This is a genomic window from Buttiauxella warmboldiae (assembly GCF_003818135.1).
Lineage (GTDB): Bacteria > Pseudomonadota > Gammaproteobacteria > Enterobacterales > Enterobacteriaceae > Buttiauxella > Buttiauxella warmboldiae.
Genome location: NZ_RPOH01000016.1, coordinates 1 through 21,848, shown reverse-complemented (window position 1 = coordinate 21,848; position 21,848 = coordinate 1). Strand labels below are relative to the sequence as shown.

General features: G+C 55.1%; 12 protein-coding genes. 8 read left to right on the top strand and 4 right to left on the bottom strand.

The features are described 5' to 3' along the window. Positions 1–108: 108 nt before the first annotated feature. Positions 109–1,209: a tRNA 2-selenouridine(34) synthase MnmH gene (gene mnmH, locus EHN07_RS04905; protein ID WP_124023073.1), complete on the top strand. Its 1,101-nt coding sequence runs from the start codon at positions 109–111 to the stop codon at positions 1,207–1,209. A 47-nt stretch (positions 1,210–1,256) separates the two neighbouring features. Here the strand turns inward: mnmH and ybbP are convergent, their stop codons facing one another. Further along, on the bottom strand, positions 1,257–3,671 hold the full coding sequence (gene ybbP, locus EHN07_RS04900; RefSeq protein WP_124023072.1) for a putative ABC transporter permease subunit YbbP: 2,415 nt from the start codon (positions 3,669–3,671) through the stop codon (positions 1,257–1,259). Continuing rightward, positions 3,668–4,354, bottom strand: a complete 687-nt coding sequence (gene ybbA / locus EHN07_RS04895; protein ID WP_124023071.1) for a putative ABC transporter ATP-binding protein YbbA — start codon at positions 4,352–4,354, stop codon at positions 3,668–3,670. The genes ybbP and ybbA overlap by 4 nt, the downstream gene beginning before the upstream one ends. On the opposite strand from ybbA, the gene tesA reads away from it, so the two are divergent. The 5 genes from tesA (at position 4,322) to EHN07_RS04870 (ending at position 8,101) form a co-directional block, all read left to right on the top strand. Continuing rightward, entirely contained in the window at positions 4,322–4,951 is a 630-nt protein-coding gene (gene tesA, locus EHN07_RS04890; protein ID WP_124023070.1) for a multifunctional acyl-CoA thioesterase I/protease I/lysophospholipase L1, read from the top strand. The genes ybbA and tesA overlap by 33 nt on opposite strands. A 28-nt stretch (positions 4,952–4,979) precedes the next feature. Then, on the top strand, positions 4,980–5,750 hold the full coding sequence (locus EHN07_RS04885) for an SDR family oxidoreductase (RefSeq protein ID WP_124023069.1): 771 nt from the start codon (positions 4,980–4,982) through the stop codon (positions 5,748–5,750). Positions 5,751–5,807: 57 nt separating this feature from the next. Beyond that, on the top strand, positions 5,808–6,656 hold the full coding sequence (locus tag EHN07_RS04880; protein WP_124023068.1) for a co-chaperone YbbN: 849 nt from the start codon (positions 5,808–5,810) through the stop codon (positions 6,654–6,656). A gap of 87 nt (positions 6,657–6,743) precedes the next feature. Beyond that, a complete protein-coding gene (locus tag EHN07_RS04875; RefSeq protein ID WP_124023067.1) occupies positions 6,744–7,658 on the top strand; it encodes an SPFH domain-containing protein in 915 nt (304 codons plus the stop codon). Further along, positions 7,655–8,101, top strand: coding sequence for an NfeD family protein (locus EHN07_RS04870; protein WP_124023066.1), 447 nt, complete (start codon positions 7,655–7,657; stop codon positions 8,099–8,101). Before EHN07_RS04875 ends, EHN07_RS04870 begins: the two co-directional genes overlap by 4 nt. On the opposite strand, the gene cueR is transcribed toward EHN07_RS04870, so the two are convergent. Both cueR and EHN07_RS04860 read right to left on the bottom strand, forming a co-directional pair. Further along, a complete protein-coding gene (cueR, locus tag EHN07_RS04865) occupies positions 8,098–8,508 on the bottom strand; it encodes a Cu(I)-responsive transcriptional regulator (RefSeq protein ID WP_124023065.1) in 411 nt (136 codons plus the stop codon). The genes EHN07_RS04870 and cueR overlap by 4 nt on opposite strands. Positions 8,509–8,572: 64 nt before the next feature. Next, positions 8,573–18,052: an autotransporter-associated beta strand repeat-containing protein gene (locus EHN07_RS04860; protein ID WP_124023064.1), complete on the bottom strand. Its 9,480-nt coding sequence runs from the start codon at positions 18,050–18,052 to the stop codon at positions 8,573–8,575. 385 nt (positions 18,053–18,437) lie between these two features. On the opposite strand from EHN07_RS04860, the gene copA reads away from it, so the two are divergent. Both copA and EHN07_RS04850 read left to right on the top strand, forming a co-directional pair. After that, entirely contained in the window at positions 18,438–20,945 is a 2,508-nt protein-coding gene (gene copA / locus EHN07_RS04855) for a copper-exporting P-type ATPase CopA (protein WP_124023063.1), read from the top strand. Between the two features lie 88 nt (positions 20,946–21,033). Then, positions 21,034–21,840, top strand: a complete 807-nt coding sequence (locus tag EHN07_RS04850; RefSeq protein ID WP_124023062.1) for a TraB/GumN family protein — start codon at positions 21,034–21,036, stop codon at positions 21,838–21,840. Positions 21,841–21,848: the final 8 nt, after the last annotated feature.

The window sequence follows — 21,848 nt, the reverse complement described above, 5'->3', positions numbered from 1 at the left end:
CGATTACGCTTACCCGCCAACCACTCTCCTTCCGCATTCCCTCTTTCTTTTCTGCCCCCTGAAGCGCACAATCCTCAACGTTTCGGCCTCACTCGCTTTAAGGTTTCTATGCAAAACGCTCGTCCTGATACTCAAGATTACCTACATCTGCTGCGCGCCGATCTCCCGCTGATCGACGTGCGTGCTCCGGTTGAATTCAGCCAGGGGGCAATGCCTGCCGCGCTGAATTTACCGCTGATGACGGATGACGAGCGTGCCGCCGTAGGCACTTGCTACAAGCAGCGCGGGCAGCAGGCGGCGATAGAACTGGGCCACCGCCTGGTGCAGGGCGAAATCCGCGAAGCGCGTTTGCATAAGTGGCTTGAAGCGTGCCGCCAGAATCCACAGGGATATTTGTGCTGCGCCCGCGGCGGGATGCGTTCGCACCTGGTGCAACAATGGCTACGGGATGCAGGCGTTAACTATCCGCTGGTTGAAGGCGGTTATAAAGCATTGCGCCATTACGCAATGAACGTGATTGAAACCCGCTCGCGCTGGCCGATGGTTCTGGTAAGCGGCAACACGGGCGGCGGTAAAACCATCCTGATTCGCACGCTGCCAACCGGCGTTGATCTTGAAGGGCTGGCGCACCACCGAGGTTCGTCATTTGGCCGCACGGTTGTGGAGCAACCCTCACAAGCTAACTTTGAAAATAACCTTGCCGTCACCTTGCTTAAAAAAAGCGATGACGCAGAAGTGACCTGGGTGGTCGAAGACGAAGGCCGCATGATTGGCTCACGCCATATCCCGGAATGCTTCAGGGAACAGATGCTGCGCTCGCCGATTGTGGTGATTGAAGATCCGTTTGAGCAGCGTCTGGAACGCTTAAAATACGAATATTTTCAGCAGATGAGCGCAGCGTTTTTATCGCTACACGATGAAGAGACGGCATGGCTTAACTACGGTGAATATTTGCATCACGGCCTGTTCGCCATTCGTCGCCGTCTGGGCATCGAGCGTTTTGCCCAGTTCAGCCAATATCTGGATAAAGCGCTGGAGCTGCAACGCAAAACCGGTTCGGTGGAAGGGCATCTGGCGTGGCTTGCGCCGCTGCTTGAAGAATATTACGACCCGATGTACCGCTATCAGCTCAGCAAAAAAGCGGGAAATATTGTGTTTCGTGGCGACTACAGCCAGGTTGAAGCCTGGCTGCGTGAACGTACCGCGTAAAGCAATAGCCGCGGGCTGGCGTTAAATCCCTTACCAGCCCCTCGTTATCAGACGACAAACTGGCGGAATAGCGCTTTACCTTTCAGTAAGCGAATCCCCAGCCAACCGCCGCATAAAGAAAGCAGCAGCGCGCCGGTTAACGGCAGGATTATCCACAGTCGCCAGTCGGGTTCCCATGGGAAATCAAACACCTGAGTTTGCAGCAGCGCGAGCGCGGTTTCAGCGCCAATCGCCGCCACCAGCCCGGAAACCAGGCCTAATACCGCAAACTCACACCATAATGTGGTGCGCAGCAGGCGTTTCCCGGCGCCCAGCGTGCGGTATACGACAAGTTCCTGATGACGCTGGCGCATTCCCACCTGCACCTGCGCCAGCAGCAACAGCACGCCGCAGGCCGTCACCAGCACTACCATTACTTCCAGCGCACGGCTCACCTGCTCCAGCACCTGCCCGACCTGACGTAAAATCGCCCCGATATCCAGCAGGCTGAGCGTTGGGAACTCGCGGTTCAACTGCGTTAACACGCCGTTTTTGCCATCCAGATGGAAGCTGGTCAGCCAGCTTTGCGGCTGGTTGTCCAGCGCGCCCGGCGGGAAGATAAAGTAGAAGTTTGGCCGCAGGCTTTCCCAGTCAACTTTGCGCAGGCTGGAGACTTTGGCGGAGAAATCCTGGGTATCGCCCATAAAGGTAACGGTATCCCCGAGCTTGATCTTCAGCCGTTTTGCCACCCCTTCATCCATGGAAACTTCGCCTGCTTTTGGCGGCCAGCTACCCGCAAGAATCGGGTTATACGTCGGCTTCTGGCTTTGCCACGTCAGGTTCAGTTCGCGGTTTAGCGCTTCGTCCGGGTTGCCTTCGGTTGATTTTCCGTTAATCGCCGTCATGCGCACGCGCACGATCGGATAGAAGGATTCCGGGATAATCTGGTGTTCGGCTAAAAACTCTTTCACCGGCTGAACCTGTTCGCTGGCAATGTTCAGCAGAAAATAGTTTGGGCTTTCCGGCGGCAGCTGTTGCTGCCAGCGATCGAGCAGATCGCCCCGCAGGACCAGCAACAGCGCCAGCAGCATAAACGACAGCGAGAACGCCGCCAGCTGGCTTAAAGTAGCCCACGGCTGGCGCAGCAAGCGGTTCACCGCCAGGCGCAGCGCAAGGTTTTTCAGCGTCAGCTTTTTAAGCAGACGCAGCACGCCCCAGCCGACAATACCGCACAACGCCGCCAGCACGACGCTCCCTGCCAGCACCGCCCACAGCAGCGTGCTCCCCCCCATCAGCAAGGCCAACAGTGCGATGACAACTGCAGCAGCTAACGGCAGATAAATTTTCAGCGGCCAGACATTGGCTACCGCATCACGGCGTAAAACTCGCAGCGGCTGCGTTGCCAGCAGCAGACGGTAAGGCCGTAATCCTACCAGTAGCGAAATCACCGCCATAGAACCTATAGCCCATACCCACGGCCAGAGGCTGGCAGGCGGCAATGCAGCAGGTAACACGGGTTTGAGCAGGCGCATCAGCACCGCTTCAAACACTAACCCGGCAGCACCGCCCGCAATCGCCGCCAGCGCCAGCACCATCAACCACTGGCCGATAATCAGTTTGCGCAGCGCGGCACGCCCGGCCCCGAGGGTTTTCAGAATCGCCACTAAATCGTAACGGCTGCGGCAGTAGTGGTTCATCGCCACCGCGACGGCAGCCACCGCCAGCAGCAGCGTCAGCAGTGCGGAAAGCAGCAAAAATTGCTGTGAGCGTTCAAGGGATTTGCCAAGCGCGCCATCATCCTGCTCCAGGCCGTACCAGCGCTGTTCCGGTTTCAGGAGGGGCAGGATAAATTGTTCAAACTTATCGAGCTGCTGTGGCGTGCCGCCAAACTTGTACCGCCAGCCGATGCGGCTTCCCGGCTGCACCGCACCGGTTTTTTCCACATCAATCAGGTTCATCATCAGGCGCGGCGCCATCTGGAATGGGTTAAACCCGGAATCCGGCTCCTGAATCACCTCCCCCGCAATGCGCAGCGTGGTGTCGCCCACCTCCAGCGAGTCCCCGACTTTAAGATTAAGCAGCGCCATTAATCGCGGGGCCAGCAGTACGCTGCCCGGTTCGGGCTTCAAACCCGGCGGGTTAGTGTCGAGCTGGCCGTACATCGGGTAAACCTCATCCACGGCTTTGACGGACGCCAGCTGCGGCGTATCTCCGGCAAAGGTCATGGTAGCGAAAGTGAGCTGTTTGCCGACTTTAAGCCCCTCTTTTTTTGCCTGTTCCAGCCACGCCTGCGGCACTTCGCGCGCGCTGCGTAGCGCGCGGTCCCCTGCCATAAAGTCGCGGCTTTGCTGATTAAGCCCTTGCTCCATGCGGTCGCTGATATTGCCCAGCGCCAGCACGCAGGCCACCGCCAGACTCAGAGCCAGCCAGACAATCAATAACGATGGCGAGCGCCATTCGCGCCAGAACCAGCGGGCAATCATGCTTCCTCCCACAGCTGACCTTCACGCAGCCGCAGGCGACGGTCACAGCGCGCGGCGAGCTGTTCATCATGCGTCACCAGAATCAGCGTCGTGGCGAAATCGCGGTTTAGCGAGAAGAGTAAATCTGCGATACGGTCACCGGTGTGGCGGTCAAGGTTGCCGGTTGGCTCATCAGCAAATAACACGCCCGGGCGTCCGTTAAAAGCACGAGCCAGCGCCACGCGCTGCTGTTCACCCCCCGAAAGCTGTGCCGGAAGATGATCCAGGCGTTTCCCCAGGCCAAGCTGTTCGAGTAACGCTTTCGCCTGCGCCCGGCTTGATGAGCCGTTTTCACCGCGCAGCAGCGCCGGAAGCTCGACGTTTTCCAGCGCGTTAAGGGTGGGAACCAGCATAAATGACTGAAACACAAAGCCGACGTTTTTCGCCCGCAGCGCCGCACGCGCTTCTTCATCCATGCTGTGTAACGGCTGGCCGCACAGGTGAACTTCCCCTGCGCTGCCGTCATCAAGGCCTGCGAGGATCGCCAGCAGGGTGGACTTGCCGGAGCCTGATTCGCCGATTAAGGCAATGGTCTGCGCCGGTTTGACAACCAGCTCAACTCCGGTAAGGATGGAGAGCTGATGCTCACCCGTTCCTACGGACTTACTAAGATGATGAACTTCAACAATGTTTTCCGCTGGCATTTGCCCTTCCTGTTTCTGGCTGTGATGGCCTTTCGCGCCGCGCAGGCGGACACGTTGTTGATATTGGGTGATAGCCTGAGCGCCGGTTACCGAATGTCAGCAACGGCGGCCTGGCCTGCCTTGCTGGATGCGAAATGGCACCAGCAAAATACTAAAGTCGTAAACGCCAGTATCAGTGGCGATACCGCGCCGCAGGGGCTGGCACGGCTACCGGCGCTGCTGAAACAGCATCAGCCTCGCTGGGTATTAATCGAACTGGGCGGCAACGATGGCCTGCGCGGTTTTCAGCCGCAGGCCATCGAAAAAAGCCTGCGCCAGATAATCAGCGAGGTGAAAGCGGCCAACGCTCAGCCGCTGCTGATGCAAATACGTCTGCCGGCAAACTACGGGCGTCGGTATAATCAGGCCTTTAGCGCTATTTACCCGCAGCTTGCCAACGAGTTTGCTATACCTCTGGTGCCATTTTTTATGGAGGAGGTCTATCTGAAACCGCAATGGATGCAGGATGACGGGATCCATCCGAATAGCGATGCCCAGCCGTTTATCGCCGACTGGATCTCTTCCCGTCTGGCTCCTTTAGTTAACCACGACTCCTGAACAATCGGGACGTTCATCGGGTAAAGTTATGCAAAAATCAGTTTTAATTACAGGTTGTTCCAGTGGAATTGGCCTTGCCTGCGCTCATGAACTGCATCATCTGGGATACCGCATTCTGGCCGCCTGCCGTAAGCCTGAGGATATCGAGCGTATGAACCAGGCCGGATTTACCGGCGTGTTGCTCGACCTCGACTCCCCCGCAAGCGTGCAAGCGGCGGCGGCGCAGGTTATCGAACTCACGGGAAACCGCCTGTACGGGTTGTTTAATAATGGCGGATACGGCGTTTATGGCCCGTTGCAGTCGATCTCTCGCCAGCAGCTTGAACAGCAGTTTTCAACTAACTTTTTTGGTACCCACCAGCTCACCATGCTGCTACTGCCGGCCATGCTGCCGCACCGTGAAGGGCGCATTGTGATGACCAGTTCGGTGATGGGCCTGGTGGCAACGCCCGGGCGCGGAGCCTATGCCGCCAGTAAATACGCGCTGGAAGCCTGGTCTGACGCGCTGCGCATGGAGCTGCATCACAGCGGGATTAAAGTCAGTTTGATTGAGCCAGGCCCGATTCGCACCCGGTTCACGCACAACGTCAATCAAACGCAAGCCGACCAGCCGGTTGAAAATCCGGGGATCGCCGCACGCTTTACGCTTGGCCCGGAAGCGGTAGTGGAAAAAGTGCGCCATGCTTTTGAAAACCCGAAGCCTAAATTGCGCTATCCGGTAACGCTGGTCGCCCACGCTTTAACGTGGTTGCGCCGCCTGTTGCCGGCCCGCATGTTAGATAAAATTTTACGTGGTTAGTTGAAGCGTTTGCCGCCAACCCCCATGTAAAAGCAAATCTTTATAAGGAATTGATTTATGTCTTACAACATCGACATTACCGAAGCGAATATGCACCAGGTGCTGGAACAGTCTGTTACTACGCCTGTTCTTTTCTATTTCTGGTCTGCTCGTAGCCAGCATTGTGAACAGCTCACGCCGGTTCTGGATAAACTTGCCGCGCAGTATCAGGGCCAGTTTGTGCTTGCCAAAGTGGACTGCGATGCCGAGCAAATGGTCGCTTCTCAGTTTGGTTTGCGCAGCATTCCAACGGTTTATCTGTTCCAGAATGGGCAGCCGGTTGACGGTTTCCAGGGGCCGCAGCCAGAAGAAGCGATTCGTGCGTTGCTGGAAAAGGTTCTGCCGCGTGAAGAAGAGCTGAAAGCGCAAGAAGCGATGTTGTTGATGCAAGAAGGCAAACACGCCGAAGCGCTGCCGCTGCTGAAAGATGCGTGGCAGATTTCTAATCAGAATAGCGAAATTGGCCTGATGCTGGCGGAGGTGCAAATTGCGCTCAACCGCAGCGAAGAGGCTGAGGCGGTGCTGAAAACGATCCCATTACAGGATCAGGACACCCGTTATCAGGGGCTGGTGGCTCAAATAGATTTATTGAAACAAGCAGCAGACACGCCAGAAATTCAGCAGCTGCAACAGCAGGTTGAACAAGATCCTGAAAACGCATTGTTAGCCAGCCAGCTGGCGCTGCAGCTGCATCAGGTCGGACGCAACGAAGAGGCGCTGGAACTGCTGTTTAGCCATCTGAAAAAAGATCTCGCCGCCGCCGATGGGCAAGTGCGCAAAATGCTGATGGAGATCCTCGCAGCCCTGGGCACCGGCGATGCGCTGGCATCAAAATACCGCCGCCAGATGTATTCATTACTCTATTGAGTCAATGCACGATTCAGGACAGGGAAGTCACTGAATGTTTTTGTATTAGGGGGTAGACTGACATTAAAACAACCCGGAGGTTTTTTAATGCTAATTATCATTCCCGTACTGATCCTCGTCGCACTGATTATCGTAGGTGCTGGGGTAAAAATCGTGCCGCAGGGCTACCAGTGGACCGTAGAGCGATTCGGTCGTTATACCAAAACGCTGATGCCAGGACTGAGCCTTGTGGTGCCGTTTATGGACCGTATTGGCCGCAAAATCAATATGATGGAGCAAGTCCTCGATATCCCATCCCAGGAAGTCATCTCCAAAGATAACGCCAACGTTTCTATTGATGCCGTGTGCTTTATTCAGGTTGTCGACGCCCCGCGCGCGGCCTATGAAGTGAGCAATCTGGAACTGGCGATTATCAACCTCACCATGACCAACATCCGCACCGTGCTGGGCTCGATGGAGCTGGACGAAATGCTCTCCCAGCGTGACAACATCAACACCCGTCTGCTGCATATCGTTGATGAAGCCACCAATCCGTGGGGGATTAAAATTACCCGTATCGAAATTCGCGACGTGCGCCCACCGGCTGAATTGATTGATGCGATGAATGCGCAGATGAAAGCCGAACGCACCAAGCGCGCCTATATTCTGGAAGCCGAGGGGATTCGCCAGGCGGAGATCGTCAAAGCCGAGGGTGAAAAACAGTCGAAGATCCTGAAAGCAGAGGGCGAACGCCAGTCGGCATTCCTGCAGGCGGAAGCCCGTGAACGTAGCGCCGAGGCGGAAGCCCGCGCCACACAAATGGTCTCTGAGGCTATCGCCAAAGGGGATATTCAGGCGGTGAACTACTTTGTGGCTCAGAAATATACCGATGCGCTGCAGCAGATTGGCTCTGCCAACAACAGCAAAGTGGTGTTAATGCCGCTGGATGCCACCAGCCTGATGGGGTCGATTGCCGGAATCAGCGAACTTATCGCGCAAAGCGGTACCGAGCGTAAAAAATGATAGCCCTGCTGTTTACCCATGCGCATATTTTCTGGCTAACGCTGGGAGGCCTGCTGCTGGCGGCGGAAATGCTCGGCGCCAGCGGCTATTTGCTATGGAGCGGCGTGGCGGCGGTGCTGACCGGTTTGCTGGTGTGGGTGCTGCCGCTGGGGTGGGAATGGCAGGGGGTATGCTTTGCTGCCCTCACCCTGGCTGCTGCTTTTCTGTGGTGGCGCTGGCTGTCAACGCGCAGGCAGCAGGAACCCGGCGCCGTGCTCAACCAGCGCGGCCACCAGCTTGTTGGCCGCCGTTTGCGGCTGGAAACGGCGCTGGTCAATGGGCGCGGCCATGTACGGGTGGCGGATAGCTCATGGCCGGTGATGGCAGATAGCGATTTAGCGGCGGGCACCGAGGTGATTGTCACCGCCATCGAAGGCATCACCTTGAAAATACAGGCGGTTTAAGCCAGTTTTTGGTGGTGGCAGCAGCCCGCAAGATTGTTAATAATCGGGCAATCCGCGCTGTCATCGCCAGGGCAAGAGTCCGCCAGCGCCAGCAGCCGTTGGCGCATCCCCTGAAGCTCTTCAATATACTTTTCGATATCCGCAACTTTGCGCAAGGTGCGCGCTTTGACATCCGCGCTATGGCGAGCGGGATCGTTAAAAAGATTAACCAGTTCACGGCACTCTTCGAGATTAAACCCCACCTGGCGCGCCTGGCGCAGCAACGTCAGCTCATCCAGATGCTTTTGCGTGTAGCTGCGATAGCCGTTTTCAGAACGCAATGGCGCGGTCACCAGCCCTTTCTCTTCGTAAAAACGGATCGCTTTACTGGTTAAACCGGTTTTTTTCGCCACATCACTGATGTTCATTTTTCCTCCTGAATTTCCGTCTACGAAAGTATACCCCCGCCCCCGTTTGGGTGCAGAGGTTTTATCAGAAGCGAATTTTTATACCGACCGATGCGGAAATATCAGAATCCACTTGAGTATCGCCACCGTTATCCCAGGTTTTCGCCACTTCGGTATAGGTCTGCACCTCCGTAGTCACGGCCCATGTCGCCCCCACCGCAGCTTCGGTAGTCTGGAAGTGCTGGTTAGCATTGATTTTCGTCGTTCCCGCGCTATTGGCCGCATTTCGATACGTCACGCTATCCTGGCCATCCGACAGCTCCTGCCAATAGTTAACCCGGGCATAGGGTTTCACTTTACCGTAATCGGTATCGTAATCTGCCGCCAGGCGCACGCCAAGACGGCCGATAACCGCCCCATCAGCCTCCACCAGAACTTTGGTTTTTGCCCGTTCGGTCAGCGTGACATCGTCAAAATCGCTGTATTGATAGATAAGTTGCGCCTGCGGCTCTATCAGCCAGCTGCTGTCGCCTAATTGCCACGGCTTACCCACCTCAACGGACGCCACAAAGGAGTTGCCATCAGGATGGTAAGTCTCACGATCGCTCATGTTTTTCAAATCAACCGAGTGGTAGCCGTACTGTAAGACATTATCGACATAGAAACCGTCGGTGTCGGTCCAGGTTCCGTAGCCCCCCAAATAGGATGAGAAGGTCGAGTTATACGCCGCGCCGCTGCTCATCCCGGTCATGCCATTGATTGAGCTGTCGATATCCATGAAGGTGGTATACAAACCGGCACGCCATTTATCATCCTGATAAAGATCCAGCCCCATCTGCATACCGTTGTAGTTGGTGCTGCTCTGGGATTTCGTCGGATCGTCATGCTGCTGATCGACCGATTTCACGATGTAACGCGCCCAGAAACGCCCTTCCCGATCTTCAGGAATATCGGCCTGCCATGGTTGTTCGTCACCGACGCGTTGATGAAGCGTGCCAAGCACGGCTAAATCAGCCTGGCGAATAATCGCCGCCAGCGTATCAAACCCTGGAACGTCCGGGCGATAACCCGCGCGTAAGAACCAGTCTTCCCCCGCACCTTGTTGGTTCCCGGCAAATAGCTGGTATTCCCAGGCACCGGCGGTAAGCACATCGCCGCCGATATTAAACGCATCTTTGGTAGTCTGGACGGTCGTCGTCGCGCCATTCACCGCTTCGACAACCAGAATACCGTCGCCGGTTGTCGGTTCGCCAAGCTGGCTGACGTCGATATCCAGCAGCGTGTGGCCGCTCGCCGTACCGCCGTTAATCACTAAATGATCGGCCACACCAGGGCTGTGCTGCTGTGCGGCGATTTTCACCGTGCCGTTGTCACCCACATAGCTGCCGTTCACGGTGAGCGTCGAGCCCACATCGCCGCCGCGCAGATTAATTGTTCCCTGGTTATAGACATTGCCTGCGGTCTGGTTAAAGCCGCCGGTATCGAGTGTTGCTCCGCTGCTGACAATGTGTGTCGACTGACGGCTAAAGCTATTATGACTGGCGGCCGCGAGAGTCCCCCTTTCTACCAGGGTAATACCGCTCCAGCTATTTTGACCATTAAGCAAAGTAGTGCCGCTGCCCTGCTGCAAAACTTGTCCGCTGCCGGAAATATTCCCGTTAAGCGTTAAGGTATCGCTTCGGTTAATCGCAAGCGTTGCATCATCAACAATATCGCCCGTTACGCTGCCCCCCGCTCCGCCATTCCCCAGTTGCAATGTGCCATTGCGGATGACGGTTTGCCCGTCAAAGGTACTGTCTTGCGTGAGGGTTAGTTTACCGTCGCCCAGTTTGGTGAACGTACCGCTACCGGTGACCATGCTTAACAGCGAAACTGAACTGCCGTTGGTATCAACCGCCCCGCCGCCGTCTGAAAGCGTGACCACGCGTGCCGTATCAAACACCGCGCCGTAGCGCAGAGTGCCGCCGCTCAGGCCAATGCCGGTTCCTGCTGCCCCAAGATTGTGGTCGGCAGAAACCTGCAGCACCCCGCCGCTGACCCACGTTCCGCCGTGATACTGGTTATTCCCGCTCAGGATTAATGTCCCGAAGTCGGTTTTGTTGATGCCGCCTTCGCCGTCGATTACGGAGTTAATGGTCGCGGTGTAAAGTGCGCCCGGAATGGAGCCGTCTCCTACGCGAATCTGGGTATCTGCGGTATGCGTGGTAATATTATCCCCCCCAATCACATAACCGTTGGTGGTGAATTGCGCACCGCTAATGGCCACTTCGCCCAGGCTGGTATCAACCGTGACATTCCCCGATTTACCGCCAAACACCGCAAACGATCCGTTACTGTATGGGGTATTAAAGCGGCCATCCGGCGTGGTGATATCGGTCGTCCAGTTGTCATTGCCACGATTGTTTTGCCAGATACCATCGCCGCCGTTAATCACGCCGTTGTTTTTAATCTCACCACCCGTTCCATCCCAGAAGCGCATGACTGCTCCGGTACGATTCACCAGGTTAACCTGCCCGGCAATTGACGTTTGTACATAGAGATCGTCTGCCGCAGCCGGTGCGGTGCCGATATCCAGAATGTTGTCGCGCAGAGACCCGGTGTAGTTGAAGACGCGATAAACGCCAACATCAAACGATCCGCCCGGTGTCTGGGTAATATTCAGTTTACCGTTGAGATTAAGATCGCCATTGATATTAATGAGATCGTTAAGTGAACCACCCACGGTATAAGGCCTGCCGAACTGGAAGTCGACCTGCGAATCCTGATTGAGTGTTAATGGGCCCATCTCCAGTACGCCAACGCTTGAAAGGTCCTGGCCCGCCGCCAGATGGCCGCCGTTATCAACTTCTACGCTGCCACCCAGCACGCCCGCACCGCCAAGAGTTGCGCCACTGTTGACGGTGGTTTTTCCGGTTGCTGCGGCTTGATTACCGTTTATCAGCAGCACGCCCTGTTGCGCGTTGGCGGTGCCAGTCCAGGTATTGTCGGCGGTGAGATTTAGCGTGCCGCTGCCGGTTTTCACCAGATTTCCGCTGCCGCTGATAATGCCACTGATGGTGTCGTTACGACTTAACGCCCCTTCGACCAATGTTGCCGCGCCAAGAACCACGTTACCCGCACCCGATAAGGAACCGACCGAGGTGCTTGCCAAAGCAGCGCTGATATCAACTAAACCACCCGCAAGGTTAGATATTACCGCGCCCGCGCCTTGCGCATTGTCGGCAAAAAGAACTTTGCCGCTGTTTGCCACAGTCGCGGAACCGGCATCTGCACTGTCGTTTAACGCCAGCAGTGAAGTGGCATCGACCGTAATATTGGCGGTATCGCCCTGGCTGCTGCCGTTAAATTCCGCGTGACCGCTGTTGGTCAGATTAATGGTGCTTTGACCTGCTCCTGCGGTGTCATTAAACGCCAGGGTGGAGTTGTTGACCGCGAAAGTGTGCGCCTCACCAATAGCAGATTTATTAAAATTTAACCGCACTTGATTCGTCATTGAAATCTGGCTGTCTTGCTGGCCGAATGCACCAGTGACGTCAGCGTTGACGGTCAATAAACCGTTACCGTTTTTACCGATGATGCTGGTCTTACCGAGATAGGTATTTTTCACCCCAAGGTCCAGTACGCCGTTATCAGGGTTTGCGGAAGTATCTTTAATGACCAGCGGACCATCGCCACCAATCACGCCTGTCGGAGTGAAAGTATGGCCGAAGACATCCAGCGCACCGCCCCCCATCCCCCCAACAAAGAACAAACGTGATGTTGTCAGATCCGCCCCAGCCTGGAAAGTAGCCCCGTTTTTCAACAGTACTGAATTACTGGTTGTGCCAAGCGCATTGTCATTATTGATATTAAGTATGCCGTTCCACACTTCAACACCACCAGTAATGACATTATTACCGGTTAGGATCAGGCGACCCGGATCGGTTTTTAACAAACGAATCTGTTCACTCGTTAGGTCGTCCTGCACCAGATCGACATTGATCGTCGTGTTGACATTCGCCCCGCTAGCCCCCGCCCCAACGCGAATTGCAAAGTAACTATCCGCATAAGTCGCACCTTGCGATTCATAGTTGTTATCCGGGGTATATTTTCCTGGGGGGTTGGTGGCAACAAAGTTCAGTTGTGAATTAAGATGATCTGGATCGGCATTCAGCACATATCCGTTCGTATCAAACTGCATTCCGGAGGTGACAACGGTACCATTAACGTTACTTACCCGAACTTCATTTGCCGTACCCTGGAATACGGCAAATGCATCTTGTGCCCATGGAGCGTTACCAGCCCCTGGCTGTGTCCAGTTATTGCTGCTGCCGGAAATCTGTTTTGTCCAGTGCCCGAATCCACCATCAATGGTGCCATTATCATGTTTAGCATTGGTATCCCCATCCCAATACTGTAATGCCTGAGACGGGTCCACAAAGTTAAGAACCAGGTTAACCTGTTTGTCGATGTTGGTCTGGATGGCGTAATCAAGCGCATCATTAGGAGGAAGCGATACAATCTCCATGATGTTATTGACCAGAGTGCCACCGTAGTTAAACAGGCGATATACCCCTGGCAAGAAAGCCCCACCCGAAGTTAGCGCTACATTTAATGCACCATCCAGCGTGAGATTACCTTTCACATCTACCAGGTCATTTAGTGCACCACCGGCCTGGTAAACTTCACCCAACTGGAATTTGCTATTGGTATCCGAAGCCAGGGTCAGATTTTTGTTGATGGTCAGCGTACCGGTGCCGTTGCCACGGCTGTCATCACCCGGACGTAAGGTGGTTCCGGTCTGGAACACCACATCAGAATTAATCGTACCGTATCCGCCCAACGTGCTTCCCGACATCACCGTGGTCAGCCCAGCGCCGCTCTGCACACCGTTAATCAGTAGCGTACCTTGTTCGACATCGGTTGTTCCTGCATAACTGTTATTGCCACCCAAACGCGTCACACCAGAACCGACCTGATGGAACGCGCCACTACCCGAAATCACGCCGTTTAGCGTCACTTCATCTGCCCGATTTACCGTCAGAATACCGTCGTCGGTGATATTGGTAGTTTGGGACAAACTCCCCACCGTTCCGCCGTCACCGAGCGACAGCTCCGCTCCTGCGCCGATCCAGGTATTACCGGTGTAGGTGTTGTCGCCAAGCAGCGTGGTTTTGCCCGCGCCGATGCGTTCCATACCGCCGCTGCCGCTGATAATTCCGCTGTAAATCTGGTCGCCAGCGCCATCAAAAGAGAGCAGGCTCGTCGCGCCGGAAGTAGAAATATTGTAATGATGAAGGGTAGCGTCACCGGGTGTCGAGGCACTGTCGCCCGAGCGTAGGGTCGCGCCGTTATTGATGTTGATTGCCTGAACACCTGCAAGCGTCAGGTCGTCAACAATACGCGCATCGGTGGCATCGCCATCCAGGGTCAGGGTGCTCCATCCGGTGCCAATATTGGTGCCTTTTACCAGGTCGTCCGCGGTAAAACTTCCCAATAACGCAGGGGCGGTTCCCTGATGCGTACCGTTGAGCGTCAACGTATTGTTGGTGCCGCCTTCGCTGAGAATGTGCGTGACGTTTGCCAGCGAAACATCGCCAAGCGTGGCGCTGTCGTTACCATCCCCACCGGTAAAGGTGACGCCGCCGGTGTAAGCACCCGCCGTCCAGCTAAACTGGTCGTTACCGCTGCCTAACACAATTTCGCCACGGGTATCAGCACCCGCGCCGCTCAATGCCACTACATCGTTACCATTCCCGGTCAAAATCGCCTGCGCCGTGGCATCTGCCGCCAACAACGAGCCGCTGTTATTCACAGTGGTATTGCCGCTGCCTGACGCATCAATAACGGGTGCGCCCGCGCCCAGATTGGTGATATTACCGGTGTTCGTGATGGTACGGCTGGCGCCCGCCACGCCATCGGTTGCGACAATTGCCGACCCTGCGCCCGCCGCCATATTGATGGTCGCGCCAGACGTCACGTTATCCGTGGTTCTCGCCAGAATCCCGACGCTGCCCGCGCCATTACCGTTGATGGTGTAGCCGTTATCAATGGTGAGATTCCCGGTCGTGGGGTCGCCGTTCGCATTCATAAAGGCAAAGCCCTGGCCGTTTCCGGAAACGTTCAGTGTGTTACCGGCACCCGCCGCGCTAAACGTGACCGCCGTGCGGATCGCCGGGCCATTCGAGGCGTTAATCGTTACGCCGTTAAGGTTGATGTTCGAGGTGTCGGCGTTGTTATTAATCCCGGCACCGCTGTCGGATATGTCGATAACCGTGTTGGTCGCGGTAAATGATGTCGCGCCGGAGTCCATTCTCACGCCATCCGCTCCACCAGAAGCCGTGATATGGTTGCCCGTGCCGTTGACCGTCAGGTTGGCACCCGTACCAGTTAACTGTACTGCCGCCAGTCCACCCGTTGCATTCACGGTGCCAAGACGGTTCACCACCGCACCCGCGCCACCGACGCGCAGACCCACATTGCCGCTGCCAGTTGCACCGCTAACGCTAATCGTATTGTTATTGGTCAACACGCCGTTATTCTGAATATCGACGCCAATATTATTGGTGCCTGCAACGCTAACCGGCGCACTCACAAACGCCGTGCCGTTGTCGTGCAGGCGTATCCCGGTGCTGTCTGTGCCAGAGAGCGAAATCCCAGCGCCGTTAAGGTTTAATACGCCCTGATAAGAAACGTCGTAACCTGTGATCCCGCTTTGTGACGTACCCGATGTAATTGAAGCATTTGAAGTGACGTTGGTAACGTGTTGATTATCTGTTTCTTTGGAGCCGGTGATGGTGTAGTTACGCCCATCCACCACCACCGCCGTCGTATTATCATGGCCTAAAACAATGCCGCCATCGGTAATGGTACCCAGTGCGCCGCCAGTCACTTTTACGCCAACCGCCCCTTCGCCATTGACGAATATTTTGGCGGTACCGGTATCCAGCGAGGTCAAAATATCGTCGCTGGCATCGGCGTTATTTTTGTCATCAAGACCGTTGGCAATAATCCCGGTGGAGTTCTCGCCCGCAACCGTTAATTGGTAAGCCGCCGCAGCCCCCGATGCGCCAGCGAATGAGGCGCCATTATCCACGGCAAACAAAATGGAACCTGTCCGGCCGTTATCATTAATATTCGCATTCCTGAGGTTAATCTGCGCCTTATTACCCCAGGCGTAATAACCTATCTGTTGAGTATTTTCAAAAGTGAGCGTGGAGGCGGCATTAATATCAATTAGGGCATCACCACGCGCGTGGACGCCAATTGCCCCGGCAGATAACAAACGTATCGTCGAATTCAGGTTAACCTGCGCATGTCGGGTATTCAGCCCTTCGGCATAAACCGCATAGTTTCGATAGGTGTAAGGCTGCCCATCGCTCCCACCGGTATCCCCTGCAGCCCCCACGGTAATGGCGCTACCCGCGGTTGTGGAAACTGTAGCACCCGCTTTCTGTGCCAAAACGTTAATCGCGATATTGTTATCACCATCGACATTAATAATGCCACTGTGAGTCACGGGGCCAGAATTATCCGCCACGTTCAGGCCATAGTTCGCCGCCGCCGATCCGTTGGTCAGCTTACCTAAAACATTAATTGTACCGCTGTTGGTTACCTCCCCGGTCGCTCCCTGCACGGAAATCCCGGCAGCATTACGGGTATTTTCTTCAAGAGTAATAGTGCCGCTGTTATTTACCACTCCAGAACTTTGCGTGTGAATACCCGCAGAAAGATCTCCCCCCGTCATAGGAACTGGCGTTGGCGCAGTCGTGTCGAAAACAGGCTTAACGCCCAGGTAAATATTACCGTCGTTGGTAAAGGTGGCGCTGTCCTGCAAATAAACGCCGTAACCGCCCGCTTTGCCCGCTGTATTTTTACTATTGTCGACTACCGCGATCGTAGCGTTGGCAGCGTTGGTGACCGCCGTCGTTCCCGACGCGCTAATGCCGCGCGCGTTGTTCGTTGTGGTGTCAGTAATCGCGACATTAATATGACCGTTGTTGCTCAGAGTACTGTTGCCGCTGCCCTCCATCCCCACGCTGCCCGCGTTAGAGACACTTTTGTTACTGCCATCTTTTTCAATAAATAGCCCGGCATTTAACGTACCGTTATTAATAGCTCGGGCGTTTGCCGTCAGCATGCCGACCGAGGTTGGACTGCTGGCGCTGCTACGCCAGGCGTTGATGGATCCGTTATTGGTGATAAGCCCGTTATTGTCGGCCCGCATAACCGCAGAGGCGCCATCAACCGCAAGGCTGCCATCCGCGGTGACCAACCCTGACGCATTCGCTCCAGTGGCATAAATAACGTTTAAATTCCCGGTACCTACCGTCGCGTTATTATTATGAGCCCCTTTGTCATTCCAGACGTGATAAGTCAGTTTGATACTGGTGTTCTCTTCCTGCGCCAGCATGCCGGTGATAATCGCGTCATAGGTATTCTGCGCCTCCACCGATGAGTCAATCACCTCACCATTCACCGTGGCTCCAGCGGTTAACCAATACTGAATTTGCGGTTTTCCGTCATACGCGCCCTTGCCGGTCAGGAAGTCGTTCACTTCGGCAATATCACTTGACGAATTAATGGTGAAGCTTTTATTTCCCAGTAAAAACACCCGCCGCCCAATTTGTTCATAGTGGGGCAGCGTAATAGTAAAATTATATTTCGAACTTTGTGCGGTTATGCTTTGAGTATCGCTGGAAAGAACAATCGCCGGTCTGAAGTGGATATAGTTATCGGAGAGCCAGCTCGTGCTGCTGGTCGCGCTTGCGCTGCCATCAGCCCTGGCCAGTATGGAATTTTTAGTCAGTAAATCAATAGTATTTGCAGCAGAGGCAATAGCCGCGTTTGGGTCGCTTGAGCCAACATTAATATTCGCCTGCCCGCCGATAGCGGCCACGGAAGCAATACCAAAATTATTATAGATATGGGTAGAGGTCGGGTCGAAAACCGGCAAAATCATGTTGCTGACCTGGACGTCTACTGCCGGGATAAACGTCGATGAGTCATAAATGCTGATCACCTGGTAGCTACCATCAAGCCCCGGAACTTCAACATTTAGCTCCTTGTTTTCCTGTGGGGTGGCAGGCGCAGGCGAGTAGCTGTACTGAGCAATATTAGCTTCAGTAATCGCAGTTGACGTTCCCCTGGAGTCGGTAGCATTAATAGAAATAATTCGGCCCGGATCGCTACCTGACCCACCCGGCAACGCATTCAATACCGTCACTCCGGTATTTATGCCATTGGAACCTGGGTCAATCGTCGGTATCGGGCCTGATACATTAAGCGTGGTGCCAGCAGCGTAGTGGTTTTGGCCCCCCAGGCTATCAATGCTAAAGGCATAGCCCGTTTCGTGTACGGTATCAAAAGGCGGTGAGAATCCGTAGCCTGGATACGCCGCGCTCCATTGCACATCATCGGCGACTGCCGCACTGGCATAGCTCCCGGCAAGGACCATCGTCGCGGCTAATAATTTTTTTCTCCCCGCTCCTGCTTTGCCGCCTTTTTTCCCGACACGAGATATTTCTGCAACAGCAATATAGCCGTTAGCAACATGGCTCCATACTAATCGATATATATTATTCATATGAAATCTCTGCTTAGCCACAAAAGTAATAACGCGCTGAAACATAAAGACAGCAACAAACACGTATAGAAATACTTTAGATAACAGTAGTACATGGCGGAGCAATGAAAAGCTGGCAGAAAAAATTTATTACTTAGCTAATACGCCCACAGATAATCCTTTGAAAATATATTTTTAATTATCGCTCCTTAGCGGGTATTAGCTATTTATCAAGGCATCCGATCGAAAAAAATAATTAAAAATATTAATCTTTAACGATGAGTGATTATCAAATAATTTCCAGCAACCAGCAGGCCTTCATTTTGAAATAGAGTAAGTTTATCGCTTGACCTTCCCCTGAGGGGAAGGTTTACGCTTACCGAACTTGCTAAAAAGGAGCCTGAAAATGTCTCATGTTATCGATCTCAATCTTGACGGCCTGACCTGTGGCCACTGTGTCAAACGCGTTAAAGAAAGCCTGGAGCAGCGCCCTGACGTTGAGCAGGCTGATGTCACACAAACTCACGCCAGCGTCACCGGAACGGCATCCGTTGATGAGCTTATCAACACCGTGAAACAAGCCGGGTACGAAGCGACAGCGGCCAGCCACCCAAAGTCTGATCCGCTGACAGAGTCATCAATCCCGTCGGAAGCACTGACAGCGGCTAATCCTTCGCTTCCGGCAGCCACCGAAGATAACGACGATAGCCAACAGTTGTTGATCAACGGCATGAGCTGCGCAAGCTGCGTGACCCGGGTACAAAGTGCGTTGCAAAACGTGCCCGGGGTCAGCCTTGCGCGGGTAAACCTTGCCGAGCGCAGCGCCCTTATTATGGGCACTGCCTCCGCCGAATCTTTAGTTAAAGCGGTGGAAAGTGTTGGCTATGGCGCTGAAGCCATCGAAGACGATGCGAAACGCCGCGAACGCCAGCAAGAAACCGCCAACGCTGCCGTTAAACGCTTCCGCTGGCAGGCAATTCTGGCGCTTGCCATCGGCATCCCGGTGATGGTGTGGGGGATGTTTGGCGACAATATGATAGTCACCGATGACAACCGTTCAATATGGTTGGCAATCGGCCTGGTCACTTTAGGCGTGATGGTCTTCGCCGGTGGGCACTTCTACCGCAGCGCCTGGCGCAGTTTGCTCAACAAAACCGCCACCATGGACACGCTGGTAGCTCTGGGAACCGGTGCGGCATGGATCTATTCCATTACCGTCAATATCTGGCCACAGCACTTCCCGATGGAAGCTCGCCATCTTTATTACGAAGCCAGCGCGATGATTATCGGTCTGATAAACCTCGGCCATATGCTGGAACAGCGCGCCCGCCAACGCTCGTCTAAGGCGCTGGAAAGGCTGCTGGATTTAACGCCGCCAACGGCGCGAGTGGTCAGCGAAGAAGGTGAGAAGACGCTGCCGCTGGCAGAAGTGACCGCAGGCATGATTCTGCGTTTAACCACTGGTGATCGCGTGCCGGTTGATGGGGAAATCACCCAGGGCGAAGCCTGGTTTGATGAAGCGATGCTGACCGGCGAACCGGTGCCGCAACAAAAATCGAACGACGAACCGATTCATGCAGGCACGGTGGTGCAAGACGGCAGCGTACAGTTCCGCGCCACCGCCACCGGCAACCATACAACGCTTTCACGCATCATTCGTATGGTGCGCCAGGCGCAAAGCAGCAAGCCAGAAATCGGCCAGCTGGCGGATAAAATCTCGGCGGTCTTTGTTCCCGTAGTGGTGCTGATTGCTTTATTTAGCGCCGCAATCTGGTACTTCTTCGGTCCGGCACCACAAATTGTCTATACGCTGGTGATTGCCACGACGGTGCTGATTATCGCCTGCCCATGTGCGCTGGGGCTGGCTACGCCGATGTCAATTATTTCCGGCGTGGGCCGTGCCGCTGAGTTTGGCGTATTAGTACGTGATGCCGATGCGCTACAGCGCGCCAGCACTCTCGATACCATCGTGTTTGATAAAACCGGCACGCTGACCGAAGGCAAACCGCAGGTTGTCGCGATTAGCACTGATAACGACTGGTCAGAGAGTAATGCATTAAGACTGGCAGGCGCACTGGAACAGGGCTCAAGCCACCCGCTGGCACGTGCGATTCTCGATAAAACCGCAGGCGTGGAATTGCCACCGGTGAATACGTTCCGCACTTTGCGTGGGCTGGGTGTTAGCGGTGAAACCGAAGGACGTCAGTTATTACTCGGTAACAAAGCGCTGATGATTGAACAAAACGTCGATACCGCAGCCATGGAGGCAGAAATAGAAGCGCAGGCACGCCGTGGGGCAACGCCGGTGCTGCTGGCGGTTGACGGGAAACTGGTGGCTTTGTTTGCGATTCGCGACCCGCTTCGCGCCGATAGCATCAGCGCTCTGCAACGTTTGCACCGTAACGGCTACCGCCTGGTAATGTTGACCGGCGATAACCCCACCACCGCGCACGCCATTGCTAAAGAAGCAGGCATCGACGAAGTGATTGCAGGCGTCTTGCCGGACGGCAAAGCCGAAGCGATTAAAAAGCTGCAGCAGCAGGGGCGGCAGGTTGCGATGGTCGGCGATGGGATCAACGACGCCCCCGCGCTGGCGCAGGCGGAAGTGGGAATTGCCATGGGCGGCGGCAGCGATGTGGCTATCGAAACCGCAGCGATTACCCTGATGCGCCATAGCCTGACGGGGGTGGCCGATGCGCTGGCGATATCCAAAGCCACGCTGCGCAATATGAAGCAGAATCTGGTGGGCGCGTTTATCTACAACACGCTGGGTATTCCGATTGCCGCAGGGATTTTGTATCCGCTAACCGGAACGCTGCTCAACCCGGTCGTCGCTGGAGCCGCCATGGCGCTCTCCTCTATTACCGTAGTCAGTAACGCCAACCGTTTGTTGCGCTTTAAACCCAAAGAGTAATACCTCCTCCCCACGCTTTCCGGCGTGGGGAGATTTGCACCAGCCCCGTCGCAGCGGTAGCATGCTTTTTTAGCCTGGGAGTCTGCAAATGGGTCTGCTATCGCGAATTAGCGCATTGTTTTCAAACCTTTCGAATACCCACTATCCCTGGCCTGCACTGGATATTGTACTGCCAGACGATCGCCACCTTCACCTGGTCGGCAGCATTCATATGGGCACGCAGGATATGGTGCCGCTCTGTGCAAAGCTGATGGTTAAACTCAGGGATGCCGATGCGCTGATTGTGGAAGCCGATATTTCTGAAGGCGGCTCTCCTTTCCCGCAGGACCCCGACGAGCTTCCGCTTGAGCAGCGCCTGGCAGCCGATAGCTGGGCGCAGGTGGTGTCACTAACCCGGGAGCTGGGGATCTCCCTAAGCCAGATGGATAACCAGCCCGCCTGGCAGATTGCGCTGGTGCTGCAGGCACACCAGGCACAGCGTCTGGGGCTACGCGCCGAGTATGGCGTTGATTTTCAACTGCTGAAGGCGGCAAAAACGCTGGCGGTACCGGTTATTGAACTCGAAGGTGCACAGCACCAGGTCGATCTCCTTACCCGCTTACCCGATGGCGGCATGCCGCTGTTAACGGACACGCTGACGCACTGGCACACCAACGCCCGCCTGCTGCAAACAATGATTAGCTGGTGGCTGGAGTCACCGCCGCCGCGCGAAAAAGTCCTGCTGCCCACTACTTTTGGCGATGAGTTATACGATGTGCTTATGCACCAGCGGAACCTGCAGTGGTGCCATTTCCTGCAGCAGTTGCCCGCCGGGCGCTACGTTGTCGCCGTCGGTGCGCTGCATCTGTACGGGAAAGGGAATCTATCTGAGCTGTTGAAAAATAAAATCGAGTAGGAGGCAGG